12 protein-coding genes and 2 pseudogenes are annotated in these 20,424 nt (G+C 30.8%); 13 read left to right on the top strand and 1 reads right to left on the bottom strand.

What is annotated here, in order from left to right; genetic code table 11:
• Window positions 1–86: 86 nt before the first annotated feature.
• From ADJ67_03255 to ADJ67_03300, 10 genes and pseudogenes are all read left to right on the top strand, one after another.
• Window positions 87–1,004: pseudogene (locus ADJ67_03255) on the top strand (GMP synthase).
• A 609-nt stretch (window positions 1,005–1,613) separates the two neighbouring features.
• The gene (locus tag ADJ67_03260) at window positions 1,614–2,975 is read left to right on the top strand and encodes an ATP/GTP-binding protein (protein AKT47653.1); all 1,362 of its coding nucleotides are present in this window, start codon (window positions 1,614–1,616) and stop codon (window positions 2,973–2,975) included.
• 3 nt (window positions 2,976–2,978) lie between these two features.
• Entirely contained in the window at window positions 2,979–3,896 is a 918-nt protein-coding gene (locus tag ADJ67_03265) for a hypothetical protein (GenBank protein ID AKT46789.1), read from the top strand.
• 256 nt (window positions 3,897–4,152) lie between these two features.
• Window positions 4,153–4,881 (top strand): hypothetical protein, encoded by a 729-nt coding sequence (locus ADJ67_03270; GenBank protein AKT46790.1) that lies wholly within the window; start codon window positions 4,153–4,155, stop codon window positions 4,879–4,881.
• 976 nt (window positions 4,882–5,857) lie between these two features.
• A pseudogene (locus ADJ67_03275) lies at window positions 5,858–6,328 on the top strand (hypothetical protein).
• A gap of 784 nt (window positions 6,329–7,112) precedes the next feature.
• Window positions 7,113–8,582, top strand: coding sequence for a hypothetical protein (locus ADJ67_03280; protein ID AKT46791.1), 1,470 nt, complete (start codon window positions 7,113–7,115; stop codon window positions 8,580–8,582).
• 13 nt (window positions 8,583–8,595) lie between these two features.
• Window positions 8,596–9,816 carry a hypothetical protein gene (locus ADJ67_03285; protein AKT46792.1) on the top strand — a complete coding sequence of 407 codons (1,221 nt, stop codon included), beginning with the start codon at window positions 8,596–8,598 and terminating at the stop codon, window positions 9,814–9,816.
• Between the two features lie 20 nt (window positions 9,817–9,836).
• A complete protein-coding gene (locus ADJ67_03290; protein AKT46793.1) occupies window positions 9,837–10,067 on the top strand; it encodes a hypothetical protein in 231 nt (76 codons plus the stop codon).
• 210 nt (window positions 10,068–10,277) lie between these two features.
• The gene (locus ADJ67_03295; protein AKT46794.1) at window positions 10,278–12,650 is read left to right on the top strand and encodes a hypothetical protein; all 2,373 of its coding nucleotides are present in this window, start codon (window positions 10,278–10,280) and stop codon (window positions 12,648–12,650) included.
• A 125-nt stretch (window positions 12,651–12,775) separates the two neighbouring features.
• Entirely contained in the window at window positions 12,776–13,864 is a 1,089-nt protein-coding gene (locus ADJ67_03300; GenBank protein AKT46795.1) for a hypothetical protein, read from the top strand.
• Window positions 13,865–13,988: 124 nt separating this feature from the next.
• Here ADJ67_03300 and ADJ67_03305 read toward each other — a convergent pair whose 3' ends face one another.
• A complete protein-coding gene (locus ADJ67_03305; protein AKT46796.1) occupies window positions 13,989–14,531 on the bottom strand; it encodes a hypothetical protein in 543 nt (180 codons plus the stop codon).
• A 491-nt stretch (window positions 14,532–15,022) separates the two neighbouring features.
• On the opposite strand from ADJ67_03305, the gene ADJ67_03310 reads away from it, so the two are divergent.
• The 3 genes from ADJ67_03310 to ADJ67_03320 are packed head-to-tail and all read left to right on the top strand — an operon-like array spanning window position 15,023 to window position 20,259.
• On the top strand, window positions 15,023–15,241 hold the full coding sequence (locus tag ADJ67_03310; protein ID AKT46797.1) for an XRE family transcriptional regulator: 219 nt from the start codon (window positions 15,023–15,025) through the stop codon (window positions 15,239–15,241).
• A complete protein-coding gene (locus tag ADJ67_03315) occupies window positions 15,242–16,162 on the top strand; it encodes a restriction endonuclease subunit M (protein ID AKT46798.1) in 921 nt (306 codons plus the stop codon).
• Window positions 16,163–16,164: 2 nt separating this feature from the next.
• Window positions 16,165–20,259, top strand: coding sequence for a restriction endonuclease Eco57I (locus ADJ67_03320; protein ID AKT46799.1), 4,095 nt, complete (start codon window positions 16,165–16,167; stop codon window positions 20,257–20,259).
• Window positions 20,260–20,424 lie beyond the last annotated feature (165 nt).

Raw genomic sequence — 20,424 nt, forward strand, 5'->3', positions numbered from 1 at the left:
ATAAAGCTTATTAGGAGGAATAAATGGATAGCAATAAGAGACCAGAAAACATGGAGAGAATCACAACAACGGTGCTAGCAGAAGCCTTCATCGAAGAGCAACTAAAAGCCATGCGTGAGCAGATCGGAGACAGAAAAGTACTCCTTGCACTCTCAGGCGGAGTAGACTCATCAGTAGTAGCAGCACTCCTCATCAAAGCAGTAGGAAAGCAGCTAGTGTGCGTACACGTAAATCACGGACTCCTCAGAAAAGGAGAACCAGAACAGGTAGTACAGGTATTCCGCGATGAAATGGATGCAAACCTCGTATACGTAGACGCAACCGATAGATTCCTAGATAAACTCGCAGGCATCGAAGAGCCAGAAGAAAAGAGAAAGATCATCGGAGGCGAGTTCATCCGCGTATTCGAAGAAGAAGCACGCAAACTCTCCGGAATCGACTTCCTCGCACAGGGCACAATCTATCCAGACATCCTCGAAAGCGGTAACGTCAAAGCCCACCATAACGTAGGCGGACTCCCAGAAGACCTCCAGTTTGAACTCGTAGAGCCAATCAAACTCCTCTTCAAAGACGAAGTAAGAGTAGTCGGAAGAGCACTCGGCCTCCCATCAGCCATGGTAGATAGACAGCCATTCCCAGGACCAGGCCTAGGCGTACGCTGCACAGGCGCAATCACAAGAGATAGACTCGAAGCCGTAAGAGAATCCGACGCCATCCTAAGAGAAGAATTCGCAAAGAACGGACTCGAAGGCAAAGTATGGCAGTACTTCACAGTCGTACCAGACTTCAAATCAACAGGCATCAAAGAAGGAGCAAGAAGCTTTGAGTGGCCAGTAATCATCAGAGCCGTAAACACAGTAGATGCAATGACAGCAACAGTAGAGAATATCCCATTCGAACTGATGCAGCATATCGTAGAAAGAATCACAAGCGAAGTCAAAGGCGTAAACCGCGTCCTCTATGACTTCACCCCAAAACCAACAGGAACAATTGAGTGGGAGTAGTTCGAGCGATTTAGCTCTCGAACTACGACTACCCAGCGAACTCAAGCACAGCAAGGCGGAGCGACGAGTGAGCTGCTGGTAGCCCCTCAGCAAGGGTCAGGAGACGAAAGCGAGCGTGAGGCGCGAAGCTTGAATCCCTGAGCTACTGCGAGTGGGAGTGTATGTTTCGTGAAATGGTTAGCTTTGTGATTCAGGACAAGCTAGTAAACCTGAACAACACGTGAAGACAAAGATGTGTGGTTTGGGTATAGGTGTAATATTATGAATATCGATAGGAAAGATATAGGCAGTTCATTTACAAGAATTTGAAGACTAAAGTTAGTATGTAATAAACTCAAATGTGAGATGCATACACTGTTGTCTTTTAATGCGTATTATCTAATAACAAATTAGGAAATATAAAATAAAACGGAAAGAATGTATGGTTTTATGGATAATAAAATAAAAAATAATAATATAATTAGGATTGATGAATTATCTAAACAATATGCTTTAACAGATGAACAACTCAAAAATTATATTTATATGAATAATATAGGTTTATTTGGAGAATTTGTTGATTTGAATGATAAAAAAACAAAAAATCTTTTAGAAAAACTTGAAGTTAATATAAAGAAGAATCATAAAAATAAATCTGGATTAGAATCAATATATATTAAAGGATTATTTGGAAAGTACAATTATAAGTTCAATTTTGAACGCGATATTTCAATTTGGGTTTCAGAAAATGGTATTGGTAAAACCACAATTTTGAATATTATAGTAGCAATTTTAACATGTGATGCAAGTGTATTATATGATATTCAATTTGACAGAATTGAGGTTGTTATTTCAGGGAAAAAATATAGTATAGACAAACATAATAGAAATATATTTAAAGGTGAAAGCATAGAATATCTAGACAGGAAAATCATGTTTTTATTGGATGATTTGGATGAGTATTTGCCTAGAAATTTTATTATAAAAATGCAAAACGATATTATTCAAAATGAAGGTGTTTCATCTGATATTTTAGATGAAGTATTAAACAAATTGCCTAGTGAAGATTGCATTCATAATAATAGATTGGAACAAACTGTTCACAGAATTAAATCTATTAGATACAGTGCAATAAATGATGTACTTTATAAAATTAGAGATGTTGTACTGAATGAAGAAGTTGTTTTTTATCCTACATATAGACGCGTTGAGGTGGGAATAGAAAGAGTTTTTACAAATAAACTAAATAAGCCTGTTGATATTGATTTAAAAACAAAATATATGGGTTTTGGGATGGGAGATGTAAAAAATAGGATAAAAAATTTACTAGATAAAATGAGAATGGATGCAAATACCGCATATATTAAGATGAATGGGAACATTATAAGTGAGTTATTAGATGCTCCAATAGACACATATTTAAATGATTATGGTAAAATTGATTTACATAAAGTCGATGTAGTTATAAAAAGAATTGGGGAAGAAAGGATAAACAATATTGATAAATTGAGAAGTTTTCCTCGAAAAACATACTTAAATGAAAATAATCAAAATATCGATTTTTTAATTTACTATTTACAAAAATTAGCGGATATTTACAATTCACAGGAAGCTATGGATCGTAAAATAAGTAGTTTTTCTTCAGTATGTACAAAATATTTATCTGGGAAAAAAATTGAATATGATGAAACGATGCTAACGGTTGATGTTTTGGACTCTGATGGATTAAAAATAGACTTTGATGACCTATCATCAGGCGAAAAACAAATAGTGTCTATCTTTTCAAAGGTATATTTGGATGTCACTTCTCAATGTATTTTTATTATTGATGAACCAGAAATCTCATTGTCAATTAAATGGCAAAAGGAGTTTTTAAAAGATATATATGACTCGGGTAGAGTAGCTTTATTAATTGCAACAACTCATTCTCCATTTATATTTAAGAATGAATATATGGAATATGTCAAGGAATTAGAAATTCATAGGAGATAAACAATGTCATTAATAAATAGAATGAATGAGGAATCAGACTGTATACAGGCAATTTTTATGAGCTATATTACAAGTAAATCATCGGATTGCATTTTTTTGTTTTTCGAAGGAAAAGATGATTTTAAATATTATTGTCCAAGAGTACAGACTGTCATAGGTAACAGAAAGTATGAAAAATTCGACTGTAATGGAAAAGAAAATGTAATAAATTTGCACAGAATGATAAAAATACAAACATCAACTAATCTCAATATTATTAAAATGTTTTTTGTTGATGCTGATTTTGATGATAATAAAAATGTGGATAAAGATATTTATGTTACACCGACTTATTCAATCGAAAATTTATATTTCACAGATATAGCAATTGAAAATATGTTAAAAGGAGAAATGGGTCTATCAGACCATTGTGATGATGATAAAAAGGATTTTGATACAGGATTTAAATATATAACAGAATTTAGGGACAATTTAATTAGAGAAATGTTATATGGTAATGCATGTTATTCACTTCAGATAAAAAAAGCCTATAAATTAGGTATGGAAAAACCCAATCTCAGTACCATAAAAAAATATGAGGATATTATAAATATTTCTAACATTGCAGATATAAAATCGAAAATTAAAGGGTTTATCGAAATTACAGAATATGAAGTAGAGGAAGAATGTAAGCGTATGATGGCTGATCCAGTTAATATTTTACGAGGTAAGTATTTTATAGAGAAAATGCCTACATCGATAAACAAAATATATGTAGAATCAAATAAAAATATTGAATGTAATGATAGAATGTTTGTAAAAAAAAGAAAAATGCGCTTAAATCCATCTACAGCAACATTAATTTCGGATTTATCAAATTATGCAGAAACACCACAATGTTTAATTAAATATATAAATAATAAAACTAATTTAGCTATATAGTCAAATTTATATGCTGAATATAGTAATTGAGAAATAATTATTAAGGAAGAAAAATATCAAAATCAAACCCTTAAATTTATAAAATCTTGAATTAAATTGTATTATGATGATGTGATTGTAAAAAAATATGTGATGCTTTAAAAGTACTTAGATTATACCGTCGTAAGGATTTATTAGAAAAAAAGAATAACAGTATATTGTTATAAATAATATAAGAAAATTGTCCAATTAAGAAAACATATACGAGAAGGATAAAATGATTATAAATCAAATTATTGGTTCACAGGTTATTAATCGCGCAGTTGGTAATATTACTGATAAATTAAGTCTGAAACTTGAAAGATTCATTATTGAACATAACAAAGATGTTTCTTGGAACAATATTGTCCAAGAAGTTATTAAAGCTACCGAAGGCATCGATGAAGAAACAGGCAAATACATTTTTAGTCGATTATCTATCATAAATTTTAAAAATCAATTATTTGCCAATATACAAGATAATATGTATAGAACTTTTATATTGTCCTTAGCGATGGAATTATGTAAGTTCGATAAAGAAAAAGATTTTTCGATTTCTTTGGGAACTGCAGTACTTGATAAGTGGCTTGATAAAAATAAACTATTAATAAAAAGTGAAAGTTACAATATTAGGGAACTTGATAGGGTTATAAGTGACCGTGAGATATTGTATAGTAGCTATTTTAAATTATTTGAAGAAGAAAATGGACCTGATATAATAAAAGTTTTTTATCCTCAAAATGGAGAAAGTCGGATTAGATGGAATGACAAATATTCAGTTAATATAAATGTAAACTTATCAAAGGGACTGTCGTATGGGTTTTGTAGAGAGGGATTTGATTATCATAAGATATGTAATAACGAATATAAAACATTAAAATGTGCCTATATTGAAAATGGAAAAGAAATATTACGCTTTAACGATATTTCATGCGAAGAAAATAATCTACTTATTTGGATTAGATAATGAGTTTCTATATAAAGATGATTCCATTATTGATAGATATAAATATAATACGAGTGTTATGATTTTTTATAATAAAGAATCTCAAATGTAATAACAACTAATAAATTTTCTATGAATGGAGAATATTAAAATGAAACTAGTTGTTTTAGGAAATGGATTTGATTTAGCTAATAATTTACCTACTAAATATAAAGATTTCTTTGATTACTATAATGATAAATATAGTATAGAGTTTGATTATATATACGGGTTGCTACATAAGGAGAAGAAATCTAAGATCAATGATAGTCTAAGCGGGGTAATACCAAATGAAACTTATTCGAGAATAGAAGACGAATTAAGAAAAGGTATAAAAAAGGATTTTAATATTACAAATACGATTGTAAAAAATCCATATATTTCGATTTGGAATTTATACTTTTGGCATGCAAAAGAAAATTTAAAAATGAATAATTGGTCTGATGTAGAAGGACAAATAGCTGAAGTTATAAATGATTTTTCTAGTTTAACACTATTAGGTTCAGAAAAGTGTATTAACAACATCAGTGATTTAATTGATGATTTCTACAATTATAACATCGAAAATACAAAAAATAAAATTTCTAGTTATGATATTATATATAAAGAAGATATATATGTATCATTCAGTTTAGATGATAGGTTTAGATTTATTTGTGACTCAATCGTTTTAAAAAGATATCGAAAACCCAAAGGTAATGAAGGTATTTACTATCTAGATGTTTTAAAAAAAGAACTAGAAATTTTTGAAGAAGGGTTCAGGCAATACATAAGTAAAATATCTAAAGAAATCATTGATAAAAATAAGAGAATTTATAGGAGTCACCTTCTAGAAATTGCTGATGATTTTACATCAAAAAAATTATATCTTTTAAATTTTAACTACACCGAATTTTCGAATGCAGGAGCAACAAAAATAGATACTGTTACTATGTCATATAATAAAGTGAATATTGATATTAAGCAAATAAATGTTCATGGTACACATCAATCCAAAATCATATTTGGAATTGATCAAACTGATCAAAATGAAAAGAGTTTTTATCAATTCACAAAAACATATAGAAAAATGGAGTGTGCTGATGAAATACCGACTATTCAACTGCCAGAGCCTAAATATATTAGTGAAATAGTATTTTATGGACATTCGCTATCAAACCCGGATTATTCTTATTTCCACAGCTTATTTGATTACTATAATATATATGGTTCTGAAATAAAGTTATGTTTTAAGTATAGTCTGCATAAAGATAAAAGCAAATGCAAGCATAATAATATTCAAAAAATAATGGAATTACTAAAGACTTATGGCGAGAAAATGTTTGATAGAGCGAGAGGAGAAAATCTTGTTCACAAACTACTTTTAGAAAATAGATTGTCTATTTGTGAAGTTATATTGGAACCATTAAATTTAATTAAATTTAAATAATCTTTACTGAATTAACTAAAAGCAATTCATGTAAAAAATCAAAGGGACTTTAAATTACCGTGTGGGTTTGAAAAAGTGAACTCTAAATTATCGTGTGGGTACCAATGAAATCAAGAGCGCTTCAAGCTCAAATGCTTGAAGTGCTTTTTGAATGCTCACTCTCTAATTTTCTTGTATGTACCTCTCTTTCTTTTAGGAACACTATCACTGTGCAAGCTATTGTTTAGGAAATATTGAACATCTTTAGAAAGCGAATAGATAACTCTTTTTCTGAAGCGATGAAAATTACTAATTCCTCTAGATACTGCCAGATAAGTACGCAGTTTTCCGTTAACATTTTCAGTGAATGAGTTAGATAGTTTTCTATCATCATAGGGTCTGAGATACGAGTTTAGGATTTTGTCCCTCCAGTTAATGAAGAACCAAGCAAACTAATTAAACTGTTGGATTACTTATGTTTTCAAAGCTTCAAGCACATGAGTGTTTAAAAGTCTGAAGTAATTTTTGATTATCTAATTTATTAGGCTTAAATACTAGTATAAAGTTACTATATACAATTAATACGAAAATATATTATCTAGATATTTTTATAATCTATGTCGTAAACATTTGAAAATCCATTTATCATTCACACAATGAACCTTGAACATAAAAATAAAATTAATATACATACGTAGAAAAAGAAATAATAAAAGATGTCTTTGCATTAATAGGAGTATTGAAATAAATACAAGGTAGTACTATAATGTTCTTATAAAAAGACATTACAGAGGGAGGTAACGAAATGCGTGATGTAGATGTAATATCAAGGGAATATGTAGAAAAAGAATTGAAAATCCATAATATACCGGGTATGGCAATCGGAGTAATTAAAGATGACAAAATTATTTTATCAGAAGGATATGGAGTTGCAGATGTTGAAAATAAATCAAAGATAGATTCAGACTCATTATTTGGTATAGCATCTTGCACAAAATCATTTACAGCAGCACTTATTGCCATGCTTGTAGATCAGGGTAAGTTGGATTTTGATACGCCAATTAGAGAGTATCTTCCGGATTTTAGAATGTATGATGAATATGCAACAAGAGAATGCACAATCCGAGATATGTTGAACCATAGAACTGGTATTCCAGGACATGATTCATTATATACAGATGAGATTGATAGAGCAGAGTTATTTAAGCGTATTAGATACATTGAGCCAAATGCCCCACTGCGTACAGTCACGCAATATAATAATGTTATTTATACATTGGCGGGACACATCGCTGAGAGATTAAGTGGCCTTAAATGGGATGATATGATTCGTGATTGGATATTCAAGCCGCTTGGAATGAATAACAGTAATACATCAATTTCAGAATTAAGAAAGAGTAACAACATTGCTGAACCTCACTGGAGACAAGAAGATGGTTCTATAAAGAAAATCAAGAATTGGTCGGTTAGCCCAGGTGAACCTTGTGCAGCAATTAACTCTTGTATAACTGATATGATGAAATGGATACAGTTTCATCTAAATATGGGAGAGTGGAATGGTAAGCAGTTGATATCAAAAGAATGTATGGCTGAAATGCATAAATGGGCCGTGCCTTTCCAAATGTGGAGTGTTCAAATTGATGAAATTCCACCTATGCAGGGATATAGCATGGGCTGGATAGAGGATTACTATAGGGGCAATGACTTGGTTTACCATGTAGGTGAAATAGAGGGATACTGCTCATTAATGTGTTTCTTACCAAAGAAAAATATAGGAGTTATGATTATGATTAATAACCATAATTCAGCTATTTTAATTGAACAATCAATCTTATATACAATCTTAGATAATGTTTTAGGCCTCGAAAAAACACGCGATTGGTCTGCCTTCTTCGAATCGCAGAAAGGTAAATGGGGAGGTTTTTATCTTGACGAAGTTATCAATCTTATGCCAAATGAGCCTGTTACAGGCACAAAACCATCACATTCACTAGACGATTATATTGGAGAGTATTGGAATCCTGGTTATGGAAAAATCGCTATCCATAGGGAAGGCAATAAATTGAAGGCTATGTTCCGAGGAATGGATCAAGATATGGAGCATTATCATTATGATATTTTTAAGATGAAAGATATCAAAATGGATACGCTAGTGGTGACAGCACCAGTTACATTCCATACAAATGCATATGATGGTAGTATAGATAGCTTTAGTGTTCCATTTGAACCATCTGTTTCACCTATCTTATTTACTCGTAAAGTAATTGCACTTTAGAAAGGAGTACAAAATGACTAGTTATATGTTAGCAGCATGTGTTGTGTTTGGATTAGTTGCTATTGGTGAGGTTATTTCATATTTAACCAAGGCAGTTGTTCCATCAATGGCAGGAGCTTTAATTCTTTATCTTATTTTGATTTGGTGTGGCATGCCACAAACATATCCAGAAAAAGCCGGATTTACGACGATGGGAGATATGGCTTTTTATATGCTTTGTGTTGGAGTTGGAACAGGCGTTGCACCAGCAGAGTATGTAAAAAATCTTAAAAGTGTTGTAATGGCGTTGTTTTCTGTAGTCTTTGCACTGCTATTTGCTGTAGGAATTGGTGGTCTAATCTTTGGATTTGATACCATGCTAGCGGGTGCGGGAGCTTGCTGTGGTGGCGGAGCTATTTCAGGAATCGCTGCGATATCAAAACTAAATGATCTAGGATTAGTTGCTCTTATTGGTGTACCAACCATAATGATTGTGACAGTAGACCCTATAGGACAACCGATAGCCTCATTTATATTAAGAAAATATGCTAAGAAACTAAATGCTGAGGATGCATACTTGCTACAAAAAGTAGCAAAAGTAGATGAGAAGCATGAGGAGAGATTGACAAAGCGTGGTGATGCCTATGGTTCAGCAGAAAACCCAAGTCCATTCCTACCAGCTTTACTTCCAAGTGAGCTAGATCGCAACGGAGTAGTACTTTTAGAAATGGCACTAGCAGTATGGGCAGCAGTTGCACTAGAAACTGTTACTGGAATGTCAGCGTTCTTATGGTGCTTCGTATTAGGAATCTTAGGATGTTTATTAGGTGTATTTAGGCTTTACTTATTTGATGAAAGAGCAAATTCATCGGGCTTTTTAACAGTACTTATTATAGGATATTTGCTCACATCAATGAATGGATTAACGCCTCATGCAGTATTATCTGTACTTCCATCAATAGTAGCTCTAATTATATTGTCTGCATTAGGGCTTGGACTAGGTGGATATATTTCAGGTAAATTCTTTGGATATGATCCGATTTTATCAGCTGCTGCGGGTGTAGGAATTATGTTCTTGTTCCCAGGTATAAGTATTGTATCGACTGAAGTATCTGCTCGTGCTGCTAGAGATGAAGAAGAGAGAAAATTCATCTATGGTAAAATTGCACCATCGATGTATATCATGGGTAATACTGGATTCTTATTTGGTCTGTTATTTACAGTAACAATTCTGCTACCTATGCTTAAACATTAGATAATACTGGAGCAACGGATATGTTTATAACTCTAAAAAAGATAATAAAAATGAGTGATAAAGGGATTGATTCCATCAGAATCAATGGAAATACTGTAATCACTAAAAAAGCGTATGACTATGCTATAGCAAACCATATAGACTTAATTGCAGTAAAAGATTCAATAATAAATGAAAAATGCTTGGATGTTATGAAAGATCCAGGTGTTAAGATCGCTAGAATAATTAGAAAGATACGTTCTAAATATTAAATTTAATAATGCACTTTGTTTACATAAGTTATGTCAAGTTGAATAACTATTGGACGAAGTGCATTTTATATTAAAAGAAAATTAGTGCGAAATTTATAAAATTTATATTTGTTCATCTTTAAGCTCAAATACAAATATGGTAAAATTGAATAGTATGACAGTGATTATATTTAAATTAACTATTTTTATGTTCATCTAAGGTGTAATTAAATGAAAGCAAACAGAATGTGGTTTTTCTCAGATTTACTTGAGAAAAACAAACGAGTTTTTAAAGTTCCTGTATACCAAAGAAATTATGATTGGACAAGTGTTCAATGCGAAAAATTATTTGAAGACATCATGTTAGCAAGTAAATTCGATAAACAGCACTTTACTGGAACAGTAGTTTATATAGAAGATGTTAACGGAGGAAGTGGACTAAATGAAGTTCTGATAATAGATGGTCAACAGAGAATTACAACCATGTATATTCTTTTAAAAGCTTTGTATGATGCATCAAAAGGGGTTTCAGTTCGAATAGAAAATGAACTTACAGATGTAATGTTCAATAGAAATTGTGATGAAAAGTATAAGGTTAAGCTTAAGCCTGTCAAGTCAGATAATGAACAATTACTCCTTTTAGTTAATGATAAAATCGAGAAAATGGATAGAAACTCTAATGTATATAAGAACTATATCATTTTCAAAAACTTAATCGATGAAACTATATCAAAAGATAATGAGCTAGGGGATATTCTCAACGGAATTAAAAAGCTTGAACTTGTAGAAATAATACTAGATAAACATCAGGGAGATGAGGCGCAGAAAATCTTTGAATCTATTAATTCAACAGGATTGGATTTGAGCTTAGCTGATTTAATTAGAAACTATTTGTTAATGGACGATGACAACCAGGATGAACTATATAACGAATACTGGCTTGAGATTGAAAAAAATGTAGGATATGCAAACTTAGGGGATTTCGTTATAAATTATCTAAACTCACAGGTGAGCAAAAATGTTAAAAGTAAGAATGCATATGCTTTATTCAAAGAGTATTGTGACGTAAATTCATTATCACATGAGCAGGTTTTGAATAATCTAAAACGAACCTCAAAGTATTATGGTTCGTTTGTAGGTGTAAATATTTTTTATAGTCAATCGGTTATGGCATATTTAAAAGCTTTTAATACGATTAAGCAGACAACAATAATACCTTTATTATTTAGGATTTTTGATGATTTCGAAGAAAATATAATTACGGAAGAAGAATTATGTAAGGTATTAGAATATCTCCTAACATACTTTGTCAGAATTAACGCTTGTGATATAAATAAAAATCTAGCTAAGTTCATGAAATCAATGTATGGCAGGGTTATAACGGATAAATACGATAGATACTATGAGCGATTTATTGTTTTTCTAAATACAAATAAATCAAATAATAGGATGCCATCTGATAAAGAGTTTAGGGATGCACTTTTATATAAGCCGCTTTACACGAAAAACATATGTAAATATGTATTATCGGTAATTGAAAACTCTTCAAAAGAGCATATAGATATTGATAATCTTACAATAGAGCACATACTTCCACAAAAAGAAAATGCAGCAGTATGGAAAAAAGAGATAGGAAATGACTATGATAAGGTGTACGAATTATACTTACACACACTAGGTAATTTAACATTTACTGGATACAACAGCGAACTAGGAACAAAATCATTTAATGAAAAAAAGAAAATCATTAAAGAAAATTCAAAAGCTAATATTTTAAATAAAGATGTTATCGATAGTGAAAAATGGAATGAAGAATCTATATTACTGCGTGCAAATAAGCTTGTAGACATTTTAATTGAAAAATTTCCATATGAAGATGTCGAAATTCCAAAGGAGCCAAATGAATTATGTTTTGGAATTCTAGATGGTATTGACTTTACAGACACAAAACCAAATGGATTCACATTTATGGGAGAATATATCAAAGCGAATAATTGGGCTGAATTACTAAGCAAATTTGTTGAGCTTGTATATGATTTAAATAGTGAGGCGTTAGTGACATTAGCAAACGAAAATTATAAGCTAGATAAGGCGAAACGCATATATATTACAAATGATCAGCGTATTTTGAGAAGGCCTAAGGAAATTGGAAAGAGTGGAATATTTTATGAAACGAATTTGTCTGCAGAAAATATAATTTCATTTATTAAGAGTCTAATAATATATATGAAATTAAATCCAGAAGATTTCAATGTCTACTTAATGGACTTACCCTTTAATATTAATGATAAAAAAACATGGACAGGAAAGGGAACAAAAGTAGCACAACTGTTTTATTATTTTGTCGAAGATTTAATCAAAAACGATGAAATTGATAAGGAAGAAATAGAAAAACTAAAGACTAAAGAATATTCAAAAGATGTATTCAAAAATACAAGTTATCCTGCAGTTTCGGAAGACAGGAACGCATATATGGGTAGTTCGAAGACTTTTCGATATCGTGCTGTGCCACTAAATTTCAAAGGTGAAGATATCTATATATCGACTCAATTCTTTGATTCGGGTAGAGATTCGATAATTGAATGGTATGAGAGGCATAAGTAGAGCATACTAAATGAATATATAATGATAATAAAGAAATTGTTGTAGTGTTTCAGAATCTATAATCTTAGGTGGATACGAATATAAAAGCAGATAAGAAAATAATATTTGCACTATAGGTAAATTTCATGAAAACTGGTAGAAACGAAAAATGTCCATGTGGTAGTGGTAAAAAATTCAAAAATTGCTGTCTAAAAAATTTGGAATACAATTTTATTATTGGTAAAGACATATTTGAAAAAGATATTAGACCGTTATACGATACATTTAAAAATCAAATTAATAGCGTAATAGAATTTAAGATAGATTTACCTTTCCAAATGGCTTTAGAAGATAAATTTTTATGCAGCTTCAAAATGAGTGACTGTATTTTACATTATTTGTATAGAACGGAAATAATAAAAGAACCCATACATGGACTTGATAATATCCCAATTGAAAAATATCATACTTCAGTTATTATGGCTATAAGCTACAATTCAGATACTTCAGTAGAAACCTTGGAAAGTTATTTTTTTGATTATGCGCTAGAAGAACTAAATAAGCAAATTATTGCATATATATCTCAAACAAAGGATGAAATGTGTTACAAAGTAACCAAAGAAATGTTTTCCCCTATAATACTGATGAATTCAGTCAACCTAAGGGAATTTAAAAGTGAAAAAAGCTTATTTAATCTCCATTTAAATTTTTCTACTAAAAAAAATCCTATAAATATTAAAAATGTAAGGGAATGTTCTAGACTATATTCCATCTATAATGAGAATAAAAATCCATTTATACATGCAGAGACATATGCGTTAAAAGCGTTTAGAAAATTTAAGGAAGGCTTTTATGATGATGCAATCATCAGCATCCAAACTAATATCGAAATCATAATTAAAATTGTATATAAAGAGGTTTTGATTGCTTTAGATTTTACAGCAACAGACATCGAAAAAAAACTGGAGAATGAAAGCCTTATAAGTATTGTTAAACGTCAATTACCAAGATATATTGGTGGAACATGGGATTTAACTAAAGAGGGTACTGAAGTTAATAGTTGGTACACTACTACATATAAGATGAGGAATAAAATTGTTCATGGTGGATATTATCCGTCTTTTAATGAAACTGAAGATGCCATTGACAAAGCGGTAGAATTTAGAAAATTTATTTTCAATAGAATAAAAGCAAACAAAACAAAATATTCAATTCTTGATGATTATATCATATAATTATGATATGGATTTTTAGTTATCAATGTTCAACTTGTTATTACAATTTGCGTCCAATATATAATATCTTTAACTAAAATATGAGATGGGAGTATAACTTATATATGCTAGTATTTAATACAAGCTAATGATTATCCAGAGCATTATATATTGATTTAAGATGTTCATATTTTAGAACCATGAAGGAGCCAAGCTTTTTCTGTTTGGAACCAGTTTCATTCCACAAATAATAGTAATCCCTAATTTTAAAATGATTTCCGTGGGCAAATGAATTTCTAATTCTGATATAAAGTGAATCCATTTCTTTGTATTCACCATTTGAAAAATAAATAATTGCTTTACGTCTTGAAGAATAAACATTTTCTATTTTGTCAATCAAATTTTCCATTTCTTTTCCATTACTACAATATATATAAGTATCATTTTTTTTAAGACCAATACTACTAATTATTTGACTCTTTAACTCCTTATAATCTGCACCAGATTTAATACCATAGTCTGCAAATTTTTTTGATTTTTCAGGACCTCTATTAGATGGACAATTATGAACATACCACTCTAATAGATTCATCCTTTCTTCTTTTTTCTTTTTTGAGTCATGATTTTTATAATCAGATTTTATTAAAGTTTTGAACCGTAGTAATGCGTCACTATAAGCTACAGTCATATCATTCACCTCTTAATAATATGTCGATATATTTAATTAACTACCGTTTTTTAATATATTAAACTGAAATCCGTTTTTAATCTATTGAAAAAGTTAATTGATTATTTTCTGATATAGTTTTGTAGATGTTAAATCACATGTATTTTAGTACATAATTGCGGTATGCTACCTGCAAAACATAGGTGTAAGTATTCGTAGGTTCTAACGATATAAATAGTCTATAGTATATGTAAAGTAATTGCAATTACCATAAAGAATTTTATAAAAGCAAAAAGGACGATTTTATGACTTATTTATAAATAAAAAAATGATAAATGTAATCAAGTTTATGAAATACCGTATTAATTTACATTTGCTGTTTAAAAATGACTTGAGCGTTTAATCTACAGTTCATAACATAATAGAAAATGAAAGCAATACGCTAATGTAAGAGTAATGTGATATAATAAATAAGTGTAAAATTCACTTTTATGAAATTTAAGGTGATAATTATGAAGTTCAACTATAATGGATTGTGGAAAAACTTAATAGATCATAATATGAAAAAGAAGGATCTTATAAATTTAACAGGTATATCTCCGGCGACTATATCCAAGATGGTAAAAGGAGAAGCCATTTCATTAACAGTCATAGGAAAAATATGTAATGTTCTAGATGTTGATGTAGGGGAATTGGTCTGTGTTGAAAAAAATATTAAGGTGGATAAATAAATGGCATTTACAATAGACGTTGATGAAGGGATGTGGAGTAAGGAAGTTTTAGATACCTTGCTTATAGATAGAACTACCAAAAGAAATATTATATGGGGAACGGATGACTATGAAGTTTTAGGTGAAGAATATTATTCGCATTATCCTATTTTAGCTAGATTAATTACCGGTGATAATTCAAATGTGATTCAACCTAGAATCATGAAAACAAAGGAAAGTCAGGGGACTAGAACTAAAGAAAAAGCAGAGGTTTTCACTCCTAGCTGGATATGCAATGCTCAAAATAACTTAGTAGATAATTCATGGTTTGAAAGAGACGATGTTTTCAATATTGAAAAAGAAAAAACATGGATACCCAATAAAGGCAAGATAGAGTTTCCTGATAGTAAAAGTAAGTCATGGCAGAAATACATAGATGATAGGCGATTAGAAATCACATGCGGTGAGGCTCCTTACTTAGTCAGTCGGTATGATACTGTCACAGGAAATACTCTGGATTTATACGAACGAATAGGTATTTTAGATAGAAAAATGAGAGTTGTAAAAGAGAATGTTGATTCTGATGAAGAATGGCATAAGTGGACGGAAAGAGCATTTCAAAGCGTGTATGGATTTGAATTCCATGGAGATAGTTTGTTGATTGCCAGGGAAAACCTTTTAGCATCATATTGTGATTACATGGAGGATATGATGAGCAGAGCTCCATATGAAAATGAGCTAATAAAAATTGCAAGGATTATATCGTGGAATCTTTGGCAGATGGATGGTATAACATATACAATCCCATATAGCAATCCTGTTAATCCTGACGAGCAGATTTCAATATTTAATAATGAAGAGGCTAAACAGGCATATTGCATTATAAAGGACTGGAGAGCAAAGAGAATTATCGCCTTTAAGGATTTATTAAGAGGAGAATAATCATGGACGATACTAAAACAAAAGGTACAGAGGTATTGGACGGAATTATTGTAGGTAGAGTTGAACCACACATCTATGCATTCACAACAGAAGAAGTTCCAAATTATTTAAAGGTTGGTGATACATATAGACCAGTATCTAAAAGACTAAATGAATGGAGACATGCTTATCCCAATCTAAAAAAACAATATGATAGTAAAGCTATAATTGATGAAGATACATATTTCAGAGATTATTCAGTTCATAAATACTTAGAGAACGATCTGTCAAGAGAAAGACTGCGTCGTGAAGAGCTGAACAGCGGAGTCGTTTACAGCAATGAATTCTTTAAAGATGCTGATATTAATGATATAGATAATGCTATAAAAGACATAGAAAGTAGCTATATATCAAATTCTGGTAAGTACGAATACTATAGTTCTAATAATAGGCTACCACAAACATATCACTATGAACGTGGAGATGCATGGGATTTACGACCAAATCAGAAAGCTGCAGTAGATAGTTTTATAAATGCTGTAAATAACGGACGAAAAAATCTTTTGATGTATGCTGTTATGCGTTTTGGAAAATCTTTCACTTCGCTCTGCTGCGCATTAGAAATTTCAGCTAATATCGTTTTAGTTGTATCGGCGAAAGCTGATGTAAAAGATGAGTGGAAGAAAACTGTTGAAGGAGCAGGAAACTTTTCAGAGTATGTGTTTTTAGAATCCTATGATTTAGCTTCAAGCGAAAACATCATTAAGACAAATAGAGATGAACATAATAAGGTTGTAATATTCTTGACATTGCAAGACTTACAGGGTGATGAAATCAAAGAGAAGCATGCAGAACTTTTTAAAGAACAAATTGATTTGCTAATAATTGATGAAACTCATTTCGGAGCAAGAGCTGAATCTTTTGGAAAAATTTTAGAAAAAGCAGGATATGAAAAATCTGATAAATCCAATATTAATAAACTTGATGATGATAATATTGACGTAAATATAGCAGAAGAGGAACTAAAACAAATAAATGCAAGGATTAGACTACATCTATCTGGCACACCATACCGTATCTTAATGGGGAGTGAGTTTGAAAAAGATGATATTATCTCGTTTGTACAATTCACAGATATAGTGAAGGAACAGGAAGAATGGGATAAAAATAATCTTTATAAGGATAATATAAACGAATGGGATAATCCATATTATGGATTTCCCCAAATGGTTAGATTTGCATTTAATCCAAACAAATCTTCACGTGAAAAAATGGACTCCCTTAAAAAAAGTGGAGTTACATTTGCATTCTCCAAATTATTTGAGCCTGAGTCTATAAAGAAAGATGCCATAAATAATGGACATAAAAAGTTTAAAAATAAGGAAGAAATATTAGATTTACTTCAGGTTATAGATGGTTCAAAAGAAGATGAAAATTTACTTGGTTTCTTGGATTATGACAAAATCAAAGAAGGGAAAATGTGCCGACACATGGTAATGGTGCTTCCATATTGTGCTTCCTGTGATGCGATGGAAGAACTTTTAAGGGATCGAAAAGATATTTTTAAAAATCTCAATGAGTATGAAATTATAAACATATCTGGCGTTGATGCAGGAAAGATATATAAAAAACCAAGTGATATTAAGAATAAAGTGAAGGAGTGTGAAGACTTAAACAAGAAGACTATAACATTAACGGTTAACAGAATGCTTACTGGATCTACTGTTGAGCAGTGGGATACTATGCTATATTTTAAAGATACATCATCTCCACAAGAATATGACCAATCGATTTTTAGATTGCAAAATCAATATATAAGGACATTATCAAGTGAAAAAGGATTTATTAAAGAAAATTTAAAGCCTCAAACACTACTTGTTGATTTTGATCCTGACAGGTTGTTTAGAATGCAGGAACAAAAATCGTTAATTTATAATGTCAACACAGAAGAAAATGGAAATAGTAAACTAAAGGAAAGAATTGTTGAAGAGCTTAAAATATCTCCTGTTATTACGATGAATCATAATAAGATTAAAGAGGTAGATGCTACTAATATATTAGAGGCAATCAGCGAGTACAACAATCAAAGGAGTATATCTGACGAAGTATTGGATATTCCGGTAGATTTATCAATATTAAATGATGAAGATATCAGAAAAATAATGGAAAGCCAGGGTGAGTTTAATTCAAAACAAGGATTATCAATTGATCCTTATAAGGGTAGTGGAGATGATTTGGATTTAAATGAGCGAGAAGATGGTGAACTTAATGACGGTAGCCATAATGTAAAAGACAAAACAGAAGACTATATTAAAAAAATAAATGATAATGAAATAAAGAAACTTGAGAGCAAGATAAAAACATACTATCAGAGGTTACTGTTCTTTTCATTTTTAACCAAAGATAAAGTTGCATCATTAGACGATATCATAAAAGTTATAGATAGTGATGAGAACCAAAGACTTTCGATAAATTTAAATTTAGATAAGAAGGCTATTGTTAATATCAGTGAAAAGATGGATCCTTTTAAAAGAAGTGGATTAGATTACAAAATACAGAATATATCGATGCTTGCATCAGATGAAAGCATTGAACCGCTGACAAGAGCAATGACATCAATAAAAAAATTTAATCGAATGTCAGAGTCAGAGGTTATCACACCATCGAATATCTGCGATGAAATGGTTGGATTATTACCTGAAGAGGGATTAAAGGAGATTGTGTCTAATCAAGATAAATTGCTCGACATTGCAAGTAAATCTGGAGAGTACGCAGTTTCTTTATATAAGAGACTGACATTTGAACTTGGTTATTCACACGAAGATATAAGGGATATTATCTATTCTATTCCAACGTCTTCTATCGCATATGAATTTACGAGAAGGTTCTATGAAATATTAGATTTGAATGTCGAAAATATTGCGATGGAATTCAATGCTTATGACTTGATTAATATAAAAGATGATAAAGACGAAGTAGATTATAAGAAAATAAGTGGGATTTTAAAACAGAAAAAGCCATTTAGTAAAATAACGTTAGAAGATGAAGTTAAGGTAGGTGAGGAAACAGTGAGATTTGGGGCAGTAATTGGCAATCCGCCGTATCAAGTCAGTGATAACGATAGTGGAAAAGGGAGTGCCATGCCTTTATATAATAAATTTGCTATGCTTTCAATAAAACTCAATCCAATGTTTGTAACTATGATAGTTCCAAGCGTTTGGTTTACTGGTGGAAAAGGACTGGATGATTTTAGAGAATATATGTTAAATGTAAAAGGCATAAAACTAATAACGAATTATATAACATCACAAGATGTGTTTCCACAGGTTAATTTAAGAGGTGGCGTAAACTATTTTCTTTTTGATAGGAATTATGACAACGATATCTCTGGAATAAGAATAAAAAATATTGAATATGGAAAAGTGACAAGTGATCAAATTAGAAGCAAGAAAATTGAAAATGTGGATATTTTCATCACTGACAATATTGCATACAATATAATTAAAAAAATGTTGAAAAATGGAGATATTTCAATATCCGATAATAATCAAGATATGTTAATAACATTTATTTCTGCAAGAAACCCTTTTGGATTCAGTACAAAATTTGCAAAAGAGAATTTAAAAAGAGATAAGAATCTACTTGTGAATCCTGTTAAAATGTATGCAAGCAAGGGAAATTTTGGCTATGTTGAGAACGATTCGATTAAAAAAAATAGGGATATGATTTTTAAATGGAAAGTTATTACACCTTTTGCAAATAATATAGGTACAAATTTACCAGACGATAATTTAAATACAATGATTAGTGAACCTAAATCTATTGTTTCGGAAACATATCTAGTTATTGGTGGAAATCTAAATTTAGATATTGAGTCATGCAAAAGAATCGAGAAATATTTAAAAACCAAATTTGTTAGATACTTAATCAGAATATCTAAAGCTAATCAGAATGGGACAAGAGGAACCTATAAATTTGTTCCGATGCAGAATTTTAAATATGATTCAGAATTAGACTGGAGCAAGACCGTTGCAGAAATTGATGAGCAACTTTTCAATAAATATAAGCTATCAGCAGAAGAGAAAGAGCATATTAAGAAAACTATAAAGGATATGTAGAACAATTCATATATAAGAAAGTCTACATTTTCACAAAATCCTATTTACCCAAAGTAAATAGGATTTTTTATGCTATAATCTCCCTAAGGACATCACCATGAAATTAATATATATAACATGCAATCAAAGAAAACAGATTGTCTTACATAGCTGTTTCCACTTAAA

The organism is Eubacterium sulci ATCC 35585 (assembly GCA_001189495.1).
In the GTDB taxonomy this organism is placed as follows: domain Bacteria; phylum Bacillota; class Clostridia; order Peptostreptococcales; family Anaerovoracaceae; genus Eubacterium_B; species Eubacterium_B sulci.